The organism is Anaeromicrobium sp., from assembly GCF_025210435.1.
Classification (GTDB): Bacteria; Bacillota; Clostridia; order Peptostreptococcales; family Thermotaleaceae; genus Anaeromicrobium.
On sequence record NZ_JAOART010000145.1, the window covers coordinates 22436 to 45627 of the forward strand.

General features: G+C 30.6%; 19 protein-coding genes. All 19 read right to left on the reverse strand.

Features of this window, described 5'->3' with window-relative positions; all coding sequences use genetic code 11:
- Position 1: 1 nt before the first annotated feature.
- Positions 2–1924, reverse strand: coding sequence for an oxidoreductase (locus N4A57_RS17715; protein ID WP_293659424.1), 1923 nt, complete (start codon positions 1922–1924; stop codon positions 2–4).
- 389 nt (positions 1925–2313) lie between these two features.
- Positions 2314–4299 (reverse strand): sigma-54-dependent Fis family transcriptional regulator, encoded by a 1986-nt coding sequence (locus N4A57_RS17720; protein WP_293659425.1) that lies wholly within the window; start codon positions 4297–4299, stop codon positions 2314–2316.
- A gap of 351 nt (positions 4300–4650) precedes the next feature.
- Entirely contained in the window at positions 4651–6312 is a 1662-nt protein-coding gene (locus tag N4A57_RS17725; protein WP_293659426.1) for a leucine-rich repeat domain-containing protein, read from the reverse strand.
- Between the two features lie 363 nt (positions 6313–6675).
- Positions 6676–7722: a transposase gene (locus N4A57_RS17730; RefSeq protein WP_293659427.1), complete on the reverse strand. Its 1047-nt coding sequence runs from the start codon at positions 7720–7722 to the stop codon at positions 6676–6678.
- 234 nt (positions 7723–7956) lie between these two features.
- On the reverse strand, positions 7957–8610 hold the full coding sequence (locus N4A57_RS17735; protein WP_293659428.1) for a hypothetical protein: 654 nt from the start codon (positions 8608–8610) through the stop codon (positions 7957–7959).
- A 33-nt stretch (positions 8611–8643) separates the two neighbouring features.
- Positions 8644–9207 (reverse strand): hypothetical protein, encoded by a 564-nt coding sequence (locus N4A57_RS17740; RefSeq protein WP_293659429.1) that lies wholly within the window; start codon positions 9205–9207, stop codon positions 8644–8646.
- 300 nt (positions 9208–9507) lie between these two features.
- Complete coding sequence (locus tag N4A57_RS17745) at positions 9508–9645, reverse strand: IS3 family transposase (RefSeq protein WP_293659431.1); 138 nt, start codon at positions 9643–9645, stop codon at positions 9508–9510.
- Positions 9646–9796: 151 nt separating this feature from the next.
- A complete protein-coding gene (locus N4A57_RS17750; protein WP_293659433.1) occupies positions 9797–9946 on the reverse strand; it encodes a hypothetical protein in 150 nt (49 codons plus the stop codon).
- Positions 9947–10396: 450 nt separating this feature from the next.
- The gene (locus N4A57_RS17755) at positions 10397–11479 is read right to left on the reverse strand and encodes a ribonuclease H family protein (RefSeq protein WP_293659434.1); all 1083 of its coding nucleotides are present in this window, start codon (positions 11477–11479) and stop codon (positions 10397–10399) included.
- Between the two features lie 233 nt (positions 11480–11712).
- Entirely contained in the window at positions 11713–12438 is a 726-nt protein-coding gene (locus N4A57_RS17760; protein WP_293659435.1) for a YebC/PmpR family DNA-binding transcriptional regulator, read from the reverse strand.
- A 109-nt stretch (positions 12439–12547) separates the two neighbouring features.
- Positions 12548–14527: a TRAP transporter permease gene (locus tag N4A57_RS17765; RefSeq protein WP_293659436.1), complete on the reverse strand. Its 1980-nt coding sequence runs from the start codon at positions 14525–14527 to the stop codon at positions 12548–12550.
- Entirely contained in the window at positions 14528–15034 is a 507-nt protein-coding gene (locus N4A57_RS17770; protein WP_293659437.1) for a DUF1850 domain-containing protein, read from the reverse strand. It lies immediately after the preceding gene.
- A 65-nt stretch (positions 15035–15099) separates the two neighbouring features.
- On the reverse strand, positions 15100–16107 hold the full coding sequence (locus N4A57_RS17775) for a TAXI family TRAP transporter solute-binding subunit (RefSeq protein ID WP_293659438.1): 1008 nt from the start codon (positions 16105–16107) through the stop codon (positions 15100–15102).
- A 199-nt stretch (positions 16108–16306) separates the two neighbouring features.
- Entirely contained in the window at positions 16307–17368 is a 1062-nt protein-coding gene (locus N4A57_RS17780) for an ABC transporter ATP-binding protein (RefSeq protein WP_293659439.1), read from the reverse strand.
- A gap of 10 nt (positions 17369–17378) precedes the next feature.
- The gene (locus N4A57_RS17785; protein ID WP_293659440.1) at positions 17379–18029 is read right to left on the reverse strand and encodes an isochorismatase family cysteine hydrolase; all 651 of its coding nucleotides are present in this window, start codon (positions 18027–18029) and stop codon (positions 17379–17381) included.
- Between the two features lie 410 nt (positions 18030–18439).
- Positions 18440–19219, reverse strand: a complete 780-nt coding sequence (gene cysQ, locus N4A57_RS17790) for a 3'(2'),5'-bisphosphate nucleotidase CysQ (RefSeq protein ID WP_330671549.1) — start codon at positions 19217–19219, stop codon at positions 18440–18442.
- Positions 19220–19378: 159 nt separating this feature from the next.
- Positions 19379–20797 (reverse strand): hypothetical protein, encoded by a 1419-nt coding sequence (locus tag N4A57_RS17795; RefSeq protein ID WP_293659442.1) that lies wholly within the window; start codon positions 20795–20797, stop codon positions 19379–19381.
- The gene (locus N4A57_RS17800) at positions 20787–22214 is read right to left on the reverse strand and encodes a HAMP domain-containing sensor histidine kinase (RefSeq protein WP_330671550.1); all 1428 of its coding nucleotides are present in this window, start codon (positions 22212–22214) and stop codon (positions 20787–20789) included. Before N4A57_RS17800 ends, N4A57_RS17795 begins: the two co-directional genes overlap by 11 nt.
- On the reverse strand, positions 22202–22885 hold the full coding sequence (locus N4A57_RS17805; protein WP_293659443.1) for a response regulator transcription factor: 684 nt from the start codon (positions 22883–22885) through the stop codon (positions 22202–22204). The genes N4A57_RS17800 and N4A57_RS17805 overlap by 13 nt, the downstream gene beginning before the upstream one ends.
- Positions 22886–23192 lie beyond the last annotated feature (307 nt).

The following is a 23192-nucleotide window of genomic DNA, read 5'->3' on the forward strand; positions in this document are numbered from 1 at the left end:
TTTATATTTGTAAAGCTGTTTTATATCCTTCATTTACTGCATCTAAAATAGTTCTTACCCCTTGTGCATCTCCGATAAGACTTACCTTTTCATACTTTTCCTTTATGGCTTCAAATAGTGAATTGTTTGGTTTTGAACCAACTGCCATAACTACTGTATCCACATTTTCCATGAATTGATCTTCTCCATTTGAGGCAACCAACACTTTATTTTCTCCTATTTCTTTTACTTTTGTATTGGTCATAATATTCACATTTAAGTTTTCTAGGGCTTCCATTAGGAAGAATTTTACTCCTGCCTCACAATCTCTTGCAATTGTATCTGTAAGTTCAACCAAAGTTACATTCTTACCATGTTTTGCTAAATGCTCTGCCGTTTCAGCTCCTACAAGGCCGCCTCCTATAACAACTACATTTTGTCCTGCTTCATCCCATCCTCCTAATACACTATTTGAAGTTAGAACTATAGGATGGTCTACTCCTTGAAGGGGCGGAATAAATGGTATAGCTCCTGTTGCTACTATAATGTGGTCTGCCTTTTGGTTTTCTAATAGGTCTTCGTCCACCTTTGTATTTAAGTGAATATGAACACCAAGCTTTTCTAATTGATTCTTTTGCCATACGATAAAGGATGTGATTTCTGACTTAGTAGGAGGAACAGCTGCTAATAATAATTGTCCTCCAAGTTCCTTATCTTTTTCAAATATATGAACTTCATGACCACGTTTTGCTGCTACAATAGCAGCTTCCATTCCACCAGGTCCACCACCTATAATAAATACCTTTTTCTTTTCCTTAGCTTCTGATATAAAAAGCCCTTTCTCATTTCCCGTAAGGGGATTTAATACACAATTTACAGGCAAATCTTCAGAAAGCATTCCTGAACAACCCTGACGGCAAGCGATACATTCTATAATTTCATCAAACATTCCTTCTTTTGCCTTGTTTGGTAGGTCTGGATCAGCTAAAGAAGCTCTTGCCATACCTATCATATCTGCCTTTTGTGATAATAATATTCCTTCTGCTAAGAATGGATTATTAATACGTCCTGATGTAATCACTGGAATAGATAATATGGATTTAAATTCTTTAGCAAAATCTGCTTCCCATCCATGTTTAACTGCCGCAGGAGCTGTTATATGAAAACCACTTGCATAAACGCCTACAGACACATCAATGGCAGCAACCCCTGCATTTTCTAGTATTTTTACGATAACTTTTGTATCTTCTATTGTTAATCCATTTTCAATTAACTCATCTGCAGATATTCTATATAGGATAGGATAATCTTTCCCTGCCTTTTCTTGGATATTTTCAATAATTTCAAGGGCAAATCTAGCTCTATTCATCACATTACCGCCATACTTATCTACTCTCTTGTTAGAAAAAGGTGACATAAATTGGTTAATCAAATAACCATGTGCCCCTTGTAATTCAACGGCATCAAATCCTGCTTTTTTAGCTCTTAAAGCTGCATCTCCAAATTGTTCTACAATAATTTGAATCTCCTCTTGTGTTAAAGGATGGGGCATTTCGCCTATTACAGGGTCAGGAATAGGAGATGGTGCTACGATTTTCATTCCCGTAAGTGCACTGCTAGTTTCTCTTCCTGCATGGAAAATTTGAAGAGCAATTTTTGCTCCATGCTTATGAACTCTTTTTGTTAATTCTTTATTTGAGTCCATCTGCTCATCATTCCACATACAACCCATATACTTAAAGCCTTTGCCCTCTGGAGCAATGGCATAATTTTCAGTGATTATAAGGCCAAATCCTCCCTTAGCTTTAGCTTCATGATAATCAATAAATCTGTCTGTAATTGTGCCATCTTCATTACAAAGACTAACAACCATAGGTGGTACTACAAAACGGTTTTTGATCTCTAGCTTTCCTATGCTAATTGGTTCAAATACTTTCTTTAACATATTTATTCCTCCAAAATTGTTTATTGTTTCACAAATATACATAAGCAATACTAATGCCAATTTTCATAAGAATAAAATAAAAAATATTTTTTATAATTTTTTAGAAAAACTTAATCCTATAATAAAGTTTTATTATTTATTTTTTGTGATAAAGATTGATTTTAACCCGTTTATTTCAAAAATGTAATTCCATATTCTTAAAAATATTATGAAGAAATATGACTTCACAGTTAGTAACAAGCTATTGCTTAAGGTATTTTAAAATATTTCTACAAAACAAACATGTCTCACATATGACACATGTTTCAGTTTCATGTGTCATTTATGAGACATGCTTTAAATAATCATAAGGTTTCAATATTCAAACACCCTAAACCCTACTACATTTTTTATTTCCTATAATTTTCCCAATCTATGTTTAAGCTTTTTAATTTTCTGTACATTTTACTCCTACTAAAGCCTAATTTTTGTGCTGATTTTTTTATATTCCCATTATTTTTTTTCAGTATAGTTATGATAAATTCTTTTTCATTATTTTCAATCACCTGATCATAATTATACTTTTCCACTTTCACATTACACAAAATCTTATCTGGAAGATCTTTGTCTTGTATATAATCTTCCTCACATATATTAATGGCTCTTTCAAAGACATTACTAAGCTCCCTTACATTCCCTACCCAATCATAAGCATTTAGTAATTTTTTCGTATTTTCATCTAATCCCTTTATCTTTTTATTTAATTTTTTGTTAAACTCTTTTATAAAAGCTTCTATGAGTATTTCAATATCTTCTTTTCGTTCTCTTAAGGGAGGTATATAAATATTTAACACATTTATTCTATAATAGAGATCTAATCTAAAGGAATTTTCCGAAACCATATTTTCTAAATTTCTATGGGTAGCAGCTATAATTCTCACATCAATCTTTTTAGGATTTCTCCCTCCTATCCTATAAACTTCTTTCGTTTGAAGAACTCTTAAAAGAGATGCCTGAACTTCAAGGGGCATATCTCCAATTTCATCTAAAAATATAGTTCCTCCATTTGCAAGTTCAAATTTGCCAGGGTTCCCTTCTTTTTTAGATCCTGTAAAAGCCCCTCCCTCATAACCAAAAAGCTCACTTTCTATAAGTCCACTAGGAATAGCTCCACAATTAATGGCGATAAATGGTTTATTTTTTCTTTTGCTAGCGCTGTGAATAGAATGAGCCATTAACTCTTTTCCCGTACCACTTTCTCCTACGATTAACACATTAGACGAACTATCCGCTGCTATTTTTCCAATATGTATAGCCTCTTTCATGACCTGAGACTGGAAGGTAATATCTTCAAAGCTATAATAGGCAGTAGATCGTAACATTTTATTCACTAGCTCATGTACTTTTTCCATTTCTTTTAAGATGATAATGAACCCTTTTATATTTTCTTCATTCCATATAATAGAGATGGACAAAATACAATTTAGTATATTTCCTGAATGAAGTCTTAACCTTTGTTCTTGATCTATAGTGTCTTTTTTTGAATGGATTAGCTTTTCTAAATTCATATCTTCTAACAAATACTCTCTTACGTCTTTATGAATATAATTTTTTCCCATATCTAGTTCCATGAGTTTTAAGGCTTTTTCATTTATACTTATGATTTTCATATTTTTGTCTAATATGATGATTCCCTCGGATATACTCTGAAAAGCTTTTTCTCTTTGTATGATTAAATCTTGTTTTTCTGCTAACTCACTTTCAATAATCATTTGTCTTTCAATAGCTCCTGCAGCTGCAGTGACCATGCTAAGAATATGAGGATTTGCATCTGCTAAGACACAGGAGATACTCAAGCAGCCTATTAAATTTCCTTCCCTATCATGAACAGGAGCTGCTGAACAACTAAGGGGATGATTTTCTAGTGCGAAATGCTCTGCTCCCAAAATTTGAATAGGTCTATCTAAATAAATAGTGGTTCCTATGCCATTTGTCCCTATATATACTTCCTTACACAAAGCTTTTTTATTATGAACTTCAATCTTTTCAAGGTCTTCTTTATCTCCTATTACCTCTAATACACAACAGCTTTTATCTGCCACTATTACAGTACAACCTGATCCCTTAAATGAATCATATAGATTTTCCATATAAGGAACTGCTGACCTTATAAAGGCATCACTCTCTTTCCTTTTTCTTTCAAATTCTTCTTCAGATATATAAATCGGGTCATTATGCTGTGGATTCACATGATTCTCCACACTTCTAGCCCATGACTCAGCAATAAAATCTCTTATCTGATTACTGGGTTTAATCCCTTTAAACACAAAGTTTTCCCATTCTTCATAAAGCTCATGGTTTTTTTTCCTATCAATCATATCCATATCAAGTTTCATGAGTGATAAAACTTGATATTTCACCACCTTTCGTGAAAATCAACTACTATAATTAGAAATAACTATCTTATACAATAGATAATACACTTTGTTTTAGGAATGTTCAAAACATAAATTGGTCAATTTTATAAATAAACATAAATAATACCCATTAAAACTATGTAAATTTTGTGTAACACCATCCTTCCTTTTATTTGTTTTAAAAACAAAATAAGGGTAGAGGAATATAATTTCCTACTACCCTATTATTTTACTTAATTCCGTCTTCAACATAATCAATATTATCAAATTTTGAAAATTGAGGTAAAAAAGCTAACTCTACAACTCCTGTTTTCATATTATTCCAATCTTTTAATGTTCTAGAACAGCCGTATAGTTCCCATCTTTATCTTTTGTTAGGTTAAAATTCCTACTTTCAAGTTTGTCATAATAATGGCTAATAGGATTGTAATTCTTTATCTTATATTCATCCAGCATTAACTCTCTCAAATTCACAAGATTTTTTAATGGCTTTATATCATATATTTCATTGTATTTAATATCTAGGTTTCTTAATTGTATAAGATTGCTCAATGAACTTATATCACTTATTCCATTATCGCTAATATCAATAGAATTTAGATTTTGTAAATTACTTACTACAGATATGTCTTTTATTTTATTGCCTCCAACGCCTAAATACGTTAAATTTATTAGGTTTTTTATTGGCTTTATATTATCTATTTCATTATCCCTTAAATTTAAGACCTGTAATTTCGGAAGATTGCCTATTGAATCTATATTAGTTATTTGATTTTTACTAATTTCTAGTGACTGTAAATTTTCTAAATCACGAAGTACAGATATATCAGTTATATGGTTTCCATCTAAGTATAAATCAGTCAAATTCTCACACTTTTTTAGTGGCTCAATATTACTTACTTTATTATTATATAAAATTAGAGATTTTAAATTAACGAGATTTCTTAATGATCTTATGTCAACTATATCATTATTATTAAAAGAATCATGTTCATAATTACCAAGTCTTAATGACGTTAAATTTACAAGTTTTCTCAATGCCCCTATATCATTTACTTTATTATTTCCTATATCTAAATCAGTTAAATTTATAAGGTTTCTTAACGAATTTATATTTTGTATGTCATTCCCTGAAATACCCAGAACCCTTAGATTGGTCATTTTTGTCAATGGTTCTATATTGCTTATTTTGTTATCATCAACGTACAATACTTCCAGTCTAGTTAAGTTTTTTAAGGGTGTTATATCCTTTACTTTTCTATTATATCCTATCCTTAAGTCAACTAAATTCTCAAGACTTTTTAATGGAGAAATATCTTCTATTTGATTGCCACCTATGCCCAAATAATATATCTTAACTAAATTACTTAGTGGTTCTATGTCTTTTATATTGTTACCGTGTATGTCTAACCACGCCACATTAGTTAGGTTTTCTAACGGTTTTATATTGTTTATTTTATTAGAATCCAAACTTATATTAATCAAAGAACTCATTTCTTTTAATGGATCTAAATTACTTATATTATTATAATCTAAATTTAAGTGCTCTAAGTCAACCAAATTTTTTAATAACCTGACATCATCTATTTCATTGTGTGAAAGATTCAAACTCAATAAATTATTAAGATTTTTCAAGTGTTTTATATTGCATATTTTATTATTGCTCATTTCCAAATATTTTAAATTCACGAAACATTCCATTCCTTCTAGATTGCTAATATTCTGATTATTTATCACCAATTCTTCAATATCACTGACCTCGTCTTTATACATGTCACCTACAGGTTTATTTATTGCATTTCTTATTGCTTTTTCTAAATTTTCATCTGGAAAATGAATATGCTCACAATTCTCCCTAATTGCAGGTATTACAATGGTAACTTCTGTATCTAATGTTATATCTTGTGCATGAATGTTCAATGCCGTATTGCTTAACAATGTTATTATTACGCACATTGTCAATACACCTGACTTTATTATTGTTTTCTTCATAAATCCTCCTCTTGTGTCATTAGTTAATACCATATTACCATTTTTTAGCATATATTTGAATATATTACATCAATTTTACTACAACTAAAAAAAATGGAAAAGGTGAAATATATGGTATATATCTCTCTGACCTACGTACAGTGATTAGTGTATTTTATGAATAAAATCTATAATTTGTAACTACCTTCACTCTAAAGTTTTCGCTCCTTGACTTGAACTATTATATTATTGTTAAATAGAAGGATTTCTATCACTTTTATTCCTTTTTAGAAAAATAATGGAAATAGATAGAGTTACAAATACCCTATCATGGCCATATCCAATGTTAAATTTAACCATAAATTCTAAAATAACTAGACTTTATCATATGTCATAGAGTATAAAATTGAATTTTAGCTTATACTTTCTTATATTTGAGCCATAACACTTATTAAGCCATTTTAGACCGCTGCTAAACAAACTATAGATTCTAATAACTCTGTTCTTAATTTTCTTCGTGGTTCCTATAATTTTACTTTTCTTATTTTTAGAACAATCTGCTCCCAATATAACCATCCATGTGTAGGCTATACATAGACATAAATACAGGTTTTTGAAATATACAATGCTATCTGACCATGTATTTTCCATGCGAAATTCCTTAGATTTTAAATCTCTAAACATTTCTTCTATAATAAATCTCTTTTTATATTCTAAAATACACCTTTTGCTATCCATATTACTTGCTATATACCAAGTATCTTCGGAATCTTCTGCTTTACACACAACTAAATTACAATTATATTCTTTTGCACTTAGTAGAATATTATTAAAATGCTTTGTCCCTTTTTTCAATGGTCTTATGTCTTGTAGTTTATTGATTTTATCTTTACTATCTATTTTTATAATCATATCTTTCGTGCATCTTATGCAATACTTCCAGACCAAATCATCTATAAACTTGAACAAATCAATACTTTTAAAGAATCTATCTTCTAGCAATATAATTTCATAATCATAAGGTTTGAAAATTTGATAAAGATCCTTTATAGCTTCTTTTATATGAGAAAAATCTTTATTGTTAGCTTCATTATATTTAAATATCCTATACCACAGGGTGATTGCCCTTTTGCCTACTTTCAATGAAAACTTTAATATTAAAAATCTATCATCAATGGTTGAATGATCAAATATTATAATAACTTTGTTGCATTTACTACTCTTCACATATTTTCTAATTAAATCTTCAATGAAAAATCCGTATAAATAATCTGGATTTATAGGTGAAGACCTAAAAAATCTATATATTCTTTTAATTTTACTTTCTTCAGTTGCATCTGTGAAACTATCTTTAAGTTTTTTAGATATATCAGAAATAACAACTGATTCTGCTAATATTATTCCAATAATTATATATACTAGGTTTTTCAACCTTTTTGGCGTTATGGATAAAATTGCATATAGCATTTTTTCTAATTCTGTGGTAATATATTCTTAGTTATTTGTCATAGTCAAGCTCCTTCCATATAAGTTTTGCAAAACTTACATGGAAGGAGCTTGACTATGATTTTTTTCTATACTTTTTTGATGATAATTTAAACCTTGGATAACAATTCCTTTTTACTCTCCGTAGGTCAGATTATAAGATAATAGATTTTATTTTGATTATAATTTAGAATATTTCTCAACATATAATATACATAAAATCAGACACATGAAAGAAAGAAATAGATAAATTATTTCTACGTAATACTTTCTCCAAAATCTAAAGAATCTTATATATAATTTCACTTTAAATTCTTTCAATTTATTTGTGTCATCTATAGATGATAGCACCTCACAAGAATTTAATTCCTCATTAAATTCAAAGTTATCTATACCTCCGCACATATCAAGAATTAACTCTTTAGTAGTATTTCCCCTTAGTCTTGTGTTCTCATCAATTACCTCTACTTTTTTAGGGTATATAATCATACTAGGAACACTATCATTTTCATTATTATTCAAGTAATTTATATCTACTTGTCCAAAGTATATATTAACTTCTTCTTTAGCTTTCTCACTCCATAGTGTAAGTTCAACTCTAACATATTCTCTATCTACCGGAATTTTAACTCCTGTTTGTAAGTTGTACCAGTAATACTCATCAAAATTCATATATGGAGAATGAAAAGAAGAAATATTTTCTCTGCCTTTAACCAACAAATTAGGAGCATTAATGATATAATCAAAATACCTTTCTGCTTCTTCCTCTAAATTATTATTAGCCCCTAAATATATCTCATTACTTATTTCAATGTTTTCGAATGGCAACGGCAACCCAATCAAAATCTGATAAGTATCTCTATGTGCCTATTTCATTATCTTTACTTTTAATAATTGACCAGCAATTAGTAGTGTATTGATTTCATTTATATTATTGGCATTAAGTACTTCAAACTGACTGGGCAAATTGCTAGATTTTTTAATATTATTTAATTTATCGAGAAGCATCATGAATCCTATTAGAATAGCTACTCCTACAGTAATAAAGGTTACTACAAATCCATATTCATATTTGCTAAATGTCAATGGATAAGATAACAATAAAATACTTTCCCATATAATTATAACAACAAATAATGAAAAAATTGCTAACTTAATTATGCTATCATTTGCACTAGCTGTACTATTATATAGGTTTCTATATATGTTAAATAACGAACAAAATTCTGTTTCCTTATCAATATCATCATATCTTCTTAAAGTTCTTTGAAATTTTTCCATTTCCCATAATATCTCTCTCAGCTTTTGTATATTATGTTGTCTGTTTATAGATATGAAAATTGTGACCAGCCCAACTATAGTCGCAATGCTTGAAGTTATACCAAATGCTATTGTCAAAAGATTACTAAAGTTCAATAGTTTCATTTTCATCCCCTACCCTTTTTTATTGTTTATTCCATCTCTATTTTTATAAATTTATTTCTATTTTTAATATTTTACTAACACCAATTGTGTTTATACATTTTCATTCTAACTCATTCTTTCTAATAAATTGCCCCCAGTAATTACTGCTCCTAGTTACCAATATACTACATATACAAGATAATCTAGACTATATATCTTGTTTATTAATGTATCTACGGATTAACCCCTTTATTTTGGACAAAAACTCATTAATTCTTCTCTTTTCATAGTATTCCTTTAAGTTTTTCTCCAAAATAAAAGATTTAACTATAATCTGATTACTTGCTTCTTTTCCTTGTTTTCTTTCCAATTTTCAAAATATTCACTAGGACATAAGTACCCTATTGATCCATGTATTCTAACCTTATTATAATATTTCACATACTGATCTATAAGCTTCGGCATAAAATTCATACTCATTTTTAGATATGCATTCTTCTTCTAATAATCTATGAAATGATTATATATATGCATTTTTATTTGGTGTTTTACACGGTATTCTTTCATGCTCTATATTCATACCTATACATTCTTTTTCAAACTTTTTACTAATAAATTATGGCCCATTATCAGACCTGATTATTAATGGTATTTCATTTAATAATATATCGCTCTTTATTAAAGCTCTCTTTAGGCTAACTATTACATCTTCAGCCTTACAGCTACGGCCTATATGATAATACGTAGAAAAATCTGTCTCCTCCATTTATGTATCCATACTTTATATCTACTTCCCATAGGATATTAGAAGCTTTTACAGTTCTATTAATAGCTATTCTTTTCTTTAGAGTATTTCTCTATGGTTTTAATACTTTTAATTCTTTGCATAAAAGGTTTACTTTATTGAATCCTTTTATCATAACTCCTTTTCTACCTTTAAATGTATCGTTATTTTCAACTTTGTCTATATGTATATTTAATTCATCTGAAATTTTCTTTTTTAACTTTAGCTTATGGTATTCGGAAACAAAGTAATCAAATGAGATCAGCTAAGGCTTTACTTCAGTATCATATACTACATTCATTACACCTACTGATTTCATTTCTATACAATTAAGATAAATATGTATGTTATTCCGAAAAATAATAATAATACAAAATTTGAACTGGTCATAATTTTTTTATCTCCATTCTGTGTCTCTTTAAATCACTTGATTTATGGTCTTTTATTGTCAAGCCTTTTTTCTATATAATAGAATAACTCTTCAATTTTATCTTTATGACCTAATAAGTACGGTCTTTTACTACTGTATTTTTCATAATATTTATCTGTCATTTCTTTATTAACCCTACTGTCTTTTGCATAGCGAATTATTGCGGCAACTGAATGATATATGTTTGGAGAATTATTTTCAATCACTCCTCTTGCCCAACTTTCTGTTTCTGAAGACAATCCACTCAAATATCCAAGTTTATCATTTCTATTTCCATTTTCTCTCACATTTTCTTCTTTCTTCTTAACTTCACCTTTTTTAATAACAATTTCTTTGTCATTGGCACTAACTCCATCAAGAGCTGCTTTTGCTAATTTATCAGCAATCTCATTATATACGTCTCCTGAATGGGCTTTTACCTTTACAAAGGTAATATTAACTTGCTTCATTTTTTCTACCATATACTCATAATATTTTTTAGTATAATCATTTTTTCTTTTCCATGTTCCCTTAGCCCAATGTTCTAAACCTTTATAATCATAATATATTTCTATATCCTTATAATTATTTTTTATTGCAAATTGAACAGCTCTCATTGCTCCTACCATCTCACCAGCAACATTTCTTAACAGAACTGCTCCCTTATCACTTCCTACTCCATTTGCCTTATGAACTATACTTCCATTTAATACAACTACGTACCCATAGGCATAATTAGCTATGCCTTGTCTAAAACTACCGTCAACATATATTTTTAAAATATTAGCCCTTTGTATATTATTAGCATTATTAATATTTATATCTTTACCTTGAATTTTCTCAGTCTTATTTCTCTGTTTTACAAGTTTGATACTTTCAGCAGGTTTATGTTTAAGTAAGTAAGGACATTTCTTAACTAAATCATCAGACTTTAAACCCACGTCAGATGCTAAATAACCTATAGCTTCGTCTATTGTTTTAAAACTTTTATACTTAGCTCCTTTATATGCTTCAACTACCCCTTTGCAATCATCCCAATTTATGTATATATTAGGCAACACACCTCTTCCTTCGGCTACTGCATAATATTTTTTCTTTTTTGCCATATGTTTCACTCCCTTATCCTATTATTATACAACAAACTACCAATTTCTTCTAAATCAATTCCTATATGCGAAAACCCAACCTCTAAGTCCCTGAATTTCCCCCACCTCTTAAAAATAACAATTCATATGAAAAACTTCACTTATATTTTTGTCCGAAAAACAAAAACACACCTTTTATCTAGCTAGATAAAAGGTGTGTTTATCATTCAAAACCCAATAAAATGTTCCTATGATTATTCTTCAGGCATGTCCCAGTTGTGATAAATTTGTTGAATGTCATCATCATCCTCAAGCATGTCTATAAGCTTATTCATGGCCTTTGCTTGCTCTTCACTATCAAGAGCCGTCATAGTTTGAGGAATCATACTTACATCTGCTTCTAAGAATTTATATCCAGCAGTTTCTAGGGCATCCTTTACTTCATAAAAATCTTCTGGTGCCGTTAATACTTCGTAGATGCTTTCATCATCTACTATAAAATCTTCAGCTCCAGCTTCTAAGGATGCTTCCATTAGGGCATCTTCGTCTACTCCATCTTTTTCAATTAGGATTTGACCTTTTCTATCAAACATGAAAGATACACACCCAGGAGTTCCTAGATTCCCTCCATTTTTATCGAAATAGTACTTCATATTACTTCCCGTTCTATTTCTATTATCCGTTAAAGTCTCTACTATTACTGCTATACCGTTTATACCATAACCTTCATAGGAAATTCTTTCAAAGTTATCTCCATCATTTCCACCTACACCCTTTTTTACAGCTCTTTTTATATTATCATTTGGCATATTGATGGCTCTTGCCTTATCTATGGCATTTTTTAAAGAAGCATTATATTCTGGGTCTCCCCCACCTTCTCTTGCTGCAACTGTTATAAATCTTGCATACTTTGTAAATATTTTTGCTCTTTTAGCATCTTGTTTATTTTTTCTATTTTCAATAGTACCGTGTCTACCCACGAAAATCACTCCCTACATCTTATGTAACATTGTAATTTTACCATAAATAAAAAAAGTAGTAAACGTTATAAAAGGCTAAAACAAAATGTTTTAGCCTTTTATATCATATTTAAACTTGCAATTGTTTATTAACTCTATTTTTTTGTCCAAGCCATACAAGAACTACTAATCCTAAACCAACTCCATTAAGTACTAAATTAGTCATTACTAATAGAACTCCACCAAGACCTAATACAAGTCTTTCCCAACTTTTACAATGGGTCAGTGAGTATCCACTCACACCTCCACCAATGGCAAACATACCTAATAAAGCTGTTGATAAAGAAATTATTAAAGTAGCTGCCTTTGATCCTAATATTAAGGATTCTGGAGTAAATACTAATACTAATGATGGTGATGTTGCAAATACATATGGCACCAGATAAGCTGCAAAGGCCAGCATAGATGCCTGGACTCCGGTTTTAAACGGGTTGGATCCGGCAATACCAGAGCCTGCAAAGGCTGCCAAAGCAACAGGTGGTGTAATATCTGCAATGATACCGAAATAGAATACGAATAAATGTGCTGCTAATACTGGAACTCCAACAGCTATTAATGCAGGAGCTGCAATAGTAGCTTGAACTATATAGTTTGCAGTAGTAGGCATACCCATACCTAATACTATCGATGCAATCATAGTAAAGAACATAGTTAGGAATATGTTTCCTTGAGATAAAGCAACAATACCATTTGCAAACTTAATTCCAAGTCCAGTTAATGTTACTACCCCAACGATTATACCCGCACTAGCACAAGCCATAACAACGGCTAATGCACTCTTTGCACCTTCTTCTAATCCTTCTATTAATTCTTTAAAACCAAAGTTAACATTCTCGTCTAAGTGTGAGTTTATAAATCCTATAATTATAGTTGATAATATACCCATTAAAGCTGCTCTCATAGGTGTATATCCTTTAACAAGTAAGAATACTATTGCAAATATAGGCGTTGCTAAGAACCATTTTTCTTTTAATAGTCTCTTTAAATTAGGTATTCTTTCCTTTGGTAGACCTTCTAAACCATTCTTCTTAGCCTCTAAGTGAACCATAATGAATATACCCACGAAATAAAGGAATGCTGGTATGGATGCTCCTAAAGCTATAGTTACATATGGAAGATCTGTAAACTCAGTCATGATAAATGCAGCTGCACCCATTATAGGTGGCATCAATTGTCCTCCAGTAGAAGCTGCTGCTTCAACCGCGGCGGCAAATTCACTTCTGTATCCAATACTCTTCATAAGTGGAATTGTTACTGATCCTGTACCTACCGTATTTGCAACGGAACTTCCTGAAATTGTTCCCTGCGATGCACTTGCTACTATGGCAGCCTTAGCTGGCCCTCCAGTAGCTCCACCTGCAATGGCTAAAGCCAAATCAGTTAACCAGTCTCCTATACCAGTTTTCTTTAAATAAGATGCAAATAATAAGAACAAGAATATAAATGTAGATGATACCATTATAGGTATACCTAGTATGGACTCTGTACTTATCCATGCATAAGTTGCTATTCTAGGAATAGAATATCCTCCATGGGATAAGAATCCTGGGAAATACTGCCCAAAATAAGCATATAGTAAGAATGTTCCCGACACTGTTATTAATACGGGACCCGCTACCCTTCTTGTACCTTCAATAATTAATGCAATTGCAATCAAGGATACTATCATATCCATTTGATTATAAGCTCCTGCTCTGTATAAAAGGTTTTCAAAGTTCACAACGTGGTATCCCACAACACCTACTGATAATACTATAAATATAAAATCATACCATTTAACCTTATTTGTCTTGTCATTTTTTGTCATAGGATATAATAGATAAATTACTACTAATCCAAATCCAACATGAATACTTCTTTGTAACGTAGGTGGTAATAATCCAAATGTAGCAGTATATACCTGCCATAAACTCCAGATGACAGTAATCACGAAAACTAAAGTCTTGTTTACGCCACTTAACTTTCTGTAGGAAAATTCTCTGTCATATTTGGCCATAAGCTCTTCTTGCTTCGCTTCATCCATTGTGTTGTTCACATTTGTATTTTTCATCTACTTTATTCCCTCCTTAGCCATATATTTTATAAGGTTCATCCTTTTGACCCTTACTTTTACAAATCCCCCTGGTCTGTATAATTGTCTCAAATATACCACATTATTTTCAATACATATTATATGATCTGCTATTACCTCTCCTATAACCACTGGAACCTCATCAAATTCCATGTTGTAGTTATATACCCTTATATGATCGTCCTTATACTCCCATTTGGTGTTGTAATCAGGTCTTGCAGGTAAGTTAGCACTAAAAGTGTCGAATTTCATTTCATTAATAGCGATTTTCAGATTATTTAGTATTTTATACTTTTCTATAACAGGTCTCTTGCTTACAGAATGTATCCAGTTAACTTCAAAGGTTTGTCCTGTTTTTACAGGCATCCTAAGGAGTACCTTACCATTATCCACTCCCCTATCAGCAACAAACACTTCTAATACTGTCAGATTATAACTAAAGAGAATCAACGCCAAAAGTGCAATAATTAAAAATGTTTTTTTCATCTCTCTCTTCCTCTTATTAAGGCCGAAATAGCTTTCACTATTCCGGCCTAATATGTGAAATATTTTTACTTAACTCCAACCTCTTCATAGTACTTCATAGCACCTGGATGTACTGGAGTAGTTACTCCTGCTAAAGCATTTTTAACATTAATTTGCTTACCTCTAGCATGTCCTTTAGCTATTTCTTCAGTATTTTCATACATTTGCTTAGTTAAGTTATATACCATTTCTTCTGGTAGATCTTCCTTAACATATAATACAGCTTGTAAAGTTACTGTAGTAGCATCTGTATCTTGACCCTTATATTCTCCACCAGCAATTGTAAACGGTGCAGCAAACGGAACCTTTTCTTGTAACTTAGCAAACTCATCACCCTTAATTTCTAATACTTTTACAGGGTTAGTAGTAGCGATTTCCAATACAGCTGAAGATGGGAAAGATACAACAGCAAATGCAGCATCAATATTACCATCTTTTAATCCTGCAACAGCATCAGAAAAACTTCCTGGCTTTGCAGTGAAATCCTTAGGAGTAATTCCATAAGCTTCTAATATTGGCATTGCAGTTGCGAAAGTACCACTACCCGGAGGTCCTGGGTTAACTGATTTTCCTTTTAAGTCTGCAATAGAGTTAATTCCTGAATCCTTAAGAGTGATACAGTGGATAACTTCTGGGTATACAACACCGATTGCTTTAAAGTTCTTAATAGCTTTTCCACCAAAACTTTTTCCTTCTCCATTGAAAGCGTTATCAGCAATGTTATTCATAGCTAATACTAAATCAACTTCTCCTGAAGATACTCTATTGATGTTCTCAACAGAGGCACCAGCTGGTTGAATAGTTACATTTACCCCTTCAACTTTGTCATTCCATACATTAGCAATAGCCCCACCTAGTGGGTAATATGTACCTGATGTTCCACCTGTAGCAAAAGCTAATTCCATTGTTCCTCCATCTGCTGGAGCTTCCGTTTTAGTTCCTTCCTTTGGTGCTTCTTCCTTCTGTCCGCAACCAACTAGCCCTAATGATAATACTAGAACTAAAACAAGAAGTAGCGATAAGCTTTTTCTCACTTTTATTCCCCCTTCATTCATTCTTGTAAAATCCTTTTGAAAGATTCCACTTCCTTAGTTGCAATAATAAAACTTTTTTAAAAGATCGATTTTTTCGCAACTTTCTAATACAAATTATATAATATATAGCAAAATTAGTCAAGAAATACAAATAGCACGTAGTAAACCCTCTTATTTACTACGTGCCATTACTTTTTTTCTATTTTTCTTTTCCAAAAAACATACTATCCGTAATTGCAAATTTTATTTTATCCCCCTTTTTAATTTTGTCAGAATCATCCATATTTTGCATCATTAGTTTGACCTTTGTCGCATTTTGCAATATAACGCTACACATTTCCATATTCCCCTTGTATGTTATATCTTCAATAACTCCTTCATTATAAACTTTTTCCTTGTTCCATATATTTATTTTTTCAGGTCTTACTGCAAAAGTATGTGCTTGGCCCACTTTTAAATTCTTATGAGGATTAATAAACAATCTCTGACCACCCATATCTATTTCACAAAAGTCCTCTTTAACACTTTTTACCATCCCCCCCAAAACATTTATTTCTCCTATAAATTTAGCTACAAATAAATCTTTTGGCTGTTCATATATGTCTTTTGGGGTTCCCCTTTGTACAATAGCCCCATCCCTCATTACCATTATTTCGTCAGAAAGTTTAAGGGCTTCTTCTTGATCATGGGTAATGAAAATAGTTGTTATATTAGTCTTTTTTTGTATTTCCTTTAGTTCACTTTGCATTTTAATTCTCAGTTCCCTATCAAGGGCATTTAATGATTCATCTAACAATAATAAATCAGGTTTTATTATTAAAGCTCTACCCAAGGCCACCCGTTGTCTTTGTCCTCCTGATAATTCATTTACCTTCCTGTTTACAAAGTCCTTTAATTTCACAATAGATATTATTTCTTCAAGTAAATTTTCCTTTTCTTCCTTTGTATTTTTTTTATTTTTCAGACCATACAGTATATTTTCCTTGACTGATAAATGGGGAAATAGTGCATAATTTTGAAAAACCAATGCAACATTTCTTTTATATATGGGCATGTTAGTTATTTCATTATTTTTCAAATAAATTTTCCCTTTATAAACTTTTTCTATTCCACTTATTATCTTTAGTAAGGTTGTTTTTCCACATCCCGATGGACCTAATATGGATACAAAACTCCCTTTTTTAATACTCATAGATACATTTTCCAATACTAAATCATCACCATAATATTTACTCACATTTTCAATTTTTAAATACGACATTCATGTTCTCCTATATTATTTTTTCCACAATCTCAATACCATTTAAATCCATCATATAAAAAGACATTATATTCAGTAGTTCTCCATCATGGTAGGTCACATCTAAATTATATGTTTCCACACAGTTTCTAGGTACGATTATTCTATTTTTTATATTTTTCTCATTATGATAAGCTTTTAGAGTTAATGCCAATTGCATTACACATATATCTGTACAATCTCCCACAATCATATAATTTTTCACTTTTTCGTTAACCTTTAACCATTTAGAAAATTCTTCATTTACAAAGGCATTTGTAGAATTTTTGCATATTATATGACTATTATCATCTATGTAACCTTTAAGCTCATCCACAATTTCTGACTCCCTTGTATCTACCAAACAATGGGATGGATATGTTTCAAATTCTAAGGATTCCTTCGTATGGACATCCTTTATAAATAGCTTTTTGTAATCCCCGCCCTTCTTTAACAAAACCTCTATTGGTTTTATTATTTCCCCAATTCTGTCTGAAAATAGGTTGCCTTCTCTTATAAATCCATTTATCACGTCTACCACTACAATAGCAGTACAATCCTTATCCAATTCTTTTAAAGACAGGGCTTTTAAGTTCTTGTATTTTTCATTTATTTTATTTAAGTTGTCAATCATTTTTTCCATTAGTCTCTACTCCTTTAGCAAATATGATAATTATACATAGTATAATTTCCTAAATAATACTATTTAATTATACTATAAATGATAGGGTATATAGGGGTTTATAATTTCCTATAACTTATAATTTTTCCTTAAAGGTAACTATTTATAATATAAAAGAAAAATTAAACTTATTAAAATATATATCCCATGACATAAGAGAATCAGGAGGAAGATTTTTTCGTGGGCTGTTATGAGAATGAATATGCTTAAATATTTTCCCAAATTGAAAGCCCTAGTAAATTGTCCTCAAGATAAAATCCATTTTCCCTACAGGAGTAATTAATGAATTATTATTCTTGTCTAGAGCTAATCATACCTGTCTTTCTATACCTGATAATCATTAGCCTTTTAGGGAAGTTCCTCACTTTAATTTATATCAATTTATTTTCTATATTATTTAATATATAAAACCCTTTATCATTCAAACTATTTTCTCTATTATAAATCATCTCCGTATCATCCATTTGTCTAAATACTCCCCCAGCTTCTTTAACAATACACTCCATTGCTGCTGTATCCCATTCCATAGTTAGGCCAAATCTATAATATACTTCTGCATCCCCTCTTGCTATCAAACATCCCTTCAATGAGCTTCCCGTTCTTTTTTTATATTTAATATTATTTCTTCTTATCAGTTCTTTTAATTTATTTGATGCATGAGATCTGCTCATTACTAATCTTAAATTTTCTTTTTTATTAGAAACATATAACTTCTTAATATGTCCGCGTTTTTCACAAAAAGCCCCTTCATTTTTCACCGCGTAGTAAATTTCATCTCTTACCGGAACATAAATTACTCCCAAAACAACTTTATTCTTATATGCAAGTGCTATATTTACTGTAAATTCTCCATTTCTTTTAATAAATTCTTTAGTTCCATCTAGGGGATCAATTATCCAACACCAATTATTGTTCAGCCTTTCTTTATCATCCTTTAATTCTTCAGATAATATGGAGTAATTTTGAAACTCTTCTTTTAACTTATATACTATTATTTCATTTGATCTTTGGTCAGCTTCTGTTAGTGGTGATTTATCTTCTTTATACTGTACTTTTATTGAACTGTTATATATCTTTAATATATCTTTTCCCGATTTAATGGCTAATTCCTTAGCCATGTTCAATTCTTTACTTAAATCTATAATAAACACCCTCTCTTAACTATTAATTCAATGTTCTTCTTTCCATAAAAGTTTAATTTATAAACTTATATGTATTTCTACTACAAATATTCACTAAATAATCTTTTATGCATTGGTAAATTTTTTTAATTCTGTAACACAAAAAGGATGGCCATACCATCCTCTTTTCTATTCTTTTTCCACATTATTTTTTTTCATATTCTTTTGGATTTCTTCTTTTATTATTTTATCCCATTTATCCACATATGAGTAGATAGCCCACTCTGCCATTACCACCTTTTCATCTTCTTTCTTATCTATTACAGCCATGGGATCTTTAGAAAGTCCTATTTCTTCAATTTCATATATATATATTTTTTTATCACTTATTATTATAGCCACATCCCTATTAGGAGATGTAAATCCATCTATGGCCTCCGGAACCTTTTTCTCCACTTCCAACCAACTTATATGAAATTTATCATAATTCACTATTTTTTTTGAAGGAAATCTTTCCACTTGAAAATCGAAATAATCCCTATTACTGTCATTATAATAAGTTCTTCCCTTCATGGCCCAATGACCCTTATATCTATATAGCATAAAATTATCTTCCCTAAGATTTTTATCTAAGCTATCATAAATACTTTTATGTAAAGAGTTTAATAATCTTTTAAAACCAACAAAATAGTCTTCTTTTAATTTTTTTCCACCCACATCAGAAACTTTTATCCCAATACGTTCCTTAAGCCCATCTATAGGAATTATCTTAAATCTCATTTCATTAGTTTCATTATGCCTATATTCTATCCCCATGTATTCACTGGCTGTAAAAACTATTTTCTTTTCCCTATCCCATTCATTAGCTTCTTCCCTTATTATATCTTCTTCATTTTTTATAGGATATGCATATATAAGGTTAGGAATTCCATCTTCTTCACCTGTAAGTGCCACTTTCCAAAATCCAGTTTTTCTTGGTACAAACAAAAAATTCATTTCTAAAATAGGATTTAATTTATTTTCCTTTGTACTTATCCATAGGGTCTTATATTCTTTAGAGTCACTTCTCATACCTATTAATACTCCCGTTTTAGATATTTTTTTATCTAAAGGAGCTTTTATAAATTCTACTTTTTCTTCATCCTTCATTTTCTTCACATTGAAAAATATATACTCTACAAAAATCACCAGATCATTGTCATCCACTTTAATAAACTGAGCAAATAACTTTCCATTAGAAATTATATCAATTATTTCAACTTCTTTTTTACTTATACCAAGACTTTTAGGGCTCACCTTATAAGTATTTGAAAAATATTTCTCAGTATTCACCCTTTTCACCTTATAGGAAGGCCTTTTCCATACTTCATTTCCTATTTGAATCTTATCTTCACTAAATATTATCCTACTATTAATCCATTTATTTAAATTTTTTTCAACATTTAAATCATTTAGTATTAGTCTATAATCTTTTATACTCCAACTTCCATGAACAGGTATGGCTTCATTATTAGGAGCTATCACATTATCAGCTTTTTCTATTTTCAAATCCATACAACCAGAAAGGAAGGTCATAAAAATTATAACTACAAATATTTTATACTTCATCCTTCTTCTCCTCTATGGGTAATAGAACATGAACCCTTGTTCCACTCTCCATCTCACTTTCTAAATACAATTGTCCTCCATGAATTTTAACTATTTCATCACATATGGACAAACCTATACCATTCTTAGATTTACTATTTTTACCTTTGTAGAATTTTTCCTTAACCCTAGGTAGATCTTTCTCACATATACCACACCCATTATCTTCTATTAATATATGTACATGACTTTTCTCTTTTTCAGCCCTAAGTTTCACTACACCATTTTCATCTACAAACTTAAAAGCATTATCTAAAATATTTATTAAAACTTGTTTTATTTTGTTTTTATCTCCATTCACTAAAGGAAGAGGCCTTTCATATTCTACTAGAAACTCAATATTTTTTCTATATGCAATGGGTGTCATATGGGTTTTTATGTATTCAATAATTTTTTCCATATGAATTTTTTCCCTCTTAATAGTTACTTCTCCTGATAAAAGTTTAGAAAAATCCAATAGTTCCTCTACCATTTCCGTAAGTCTTTCACTTTCCTTTTCTATAATATTAAGTCCTTCTTTTATACTATCTTCATCCTTAACTATTCCATTATTCAAAAGTACTGCCCATCCCTTTATTCCCGTTAAAGGAGTTCTTATTTCATGGGATACGGATGAAATAAAGTCATTTTTAAGTCTTTCCCTTTTTAATATTTCTTCGGCCATATAATTTAAAGTGTTTGAAAGTTTTCCTATTTCATCATTATAAAATATCTTTGCCCTAGTCTGAAAGTCTCCTTCAGTCATTTTTTCTGCACTTTTAATTAGATCTTTTATAGGTTCTATTATTGTATTTGCTAAAAACAAGCTTACTAGGGCACCAATTGCCATTACAAGGACTCCTATACCTATAAATATTATAGATATATTCTTCATTACTAAATCTACCCATTTTAGTGATGTTACAAAACGTAGAACCCCTACTATTTCATTTCCTGATTTTAAAGGGTGTGATATGGCCATTACCTTATTTGAGTCATAATGAACACTGCCTACATATTTTCCAATTTCTCCATTAAGTGCCTTTTTAAAATCCCCAGACTCCATGGGACTATCATAGGTAACTCCAATAGAATCCATAAGGACCTGTCCTTTAGAATCTATAATTTGTACTTGAGCGTCCGTCTGATGCCAAAATGCATCCACATCATCTAATACATTTTCTTCTAAAGATTTTGAGCTAAAATATTTTTCATATAAACTAGCAGAAATCTTAATTTGATTAATGAGTATATCTTCCACATTTCCATAATAATATTTTCTAACAAGTCCTATTAATAACATTTCAAAGATCAATACGGTCACAATAATTACTATCATAAAATTACTAACTAATCTTTTTTTAATACTTTCCTTAGCCATTTTCTTTATCCTTTCCACCTATATCCAGTACCCCAGACAGTTTCAATATATTCTGGCTCAGAAGAAGTATCTTCCACTTTTTTTCGTAGCCTTCTAATATGTACATCTACGTTTTTCGACTCACCTACAAATTCCCAACCCCATACATTTTTTAATAATTCTTCCCTACTAAAGGCCTTTTGGGGATTTTGTATAAATATTTTCATCAATTCATATTCTTTAGGAGTTAAATCTAACTCCACATTATTTTTATATACCTTTTTAGAGTATATATCTATTTTAAAGGGTTTACTTTCTAATATAGCTTCCCCCTCATGAACTTCTTTTTTACTTCTTCTTAATAAAGCCTTCACCCTTAAAATCAACTCCGTTGGATTAAAAGGCTTTACCACATAATCATCTGCTCCCTTTTCAAGTCCATTTATTTTATCAATATCTTGACTTTTAGCCGTTAACATGATTATTCCAATATTAGGATATTTTTTCCTCAATTGATCGCATACATAAAACCCATCTACTCCTGGTAACATTACATCTAATAAAACCACGTCTGGATTTTCTTTTTCCACCAGTTCTAATCCTTCTTCTCCTGTGGCCACATCCATCACTTCAAATCCACTACATTTAAAGGCCACCCTCAAAACAGAAGATATGCTACTGTCATCCTCCACTATAAGTATCTTTTCCATATAATTCCTCCCAATATTCCCACTTAACTATGGATTTCGTAACACTAAGATTTCTTTATACAGTAACTTGCCTATAAGAGAAACGATTGAAAATCTTTGGAACCCTGGAACATCACAACATCCTATGCTACTCCAACATGACTCATGAACCTATCTACTAAGATTCACACTTTCGCTTGTGACAAGGACTTGGGTGGAAAAGATTTTCAATGGTTTCCTGAAATAGGCCCGCATAAAGCAAGTTTATACACCAGAAATCCATATTAAATATTATATCATCATAACATATAGTTTTCCTATTTTACGC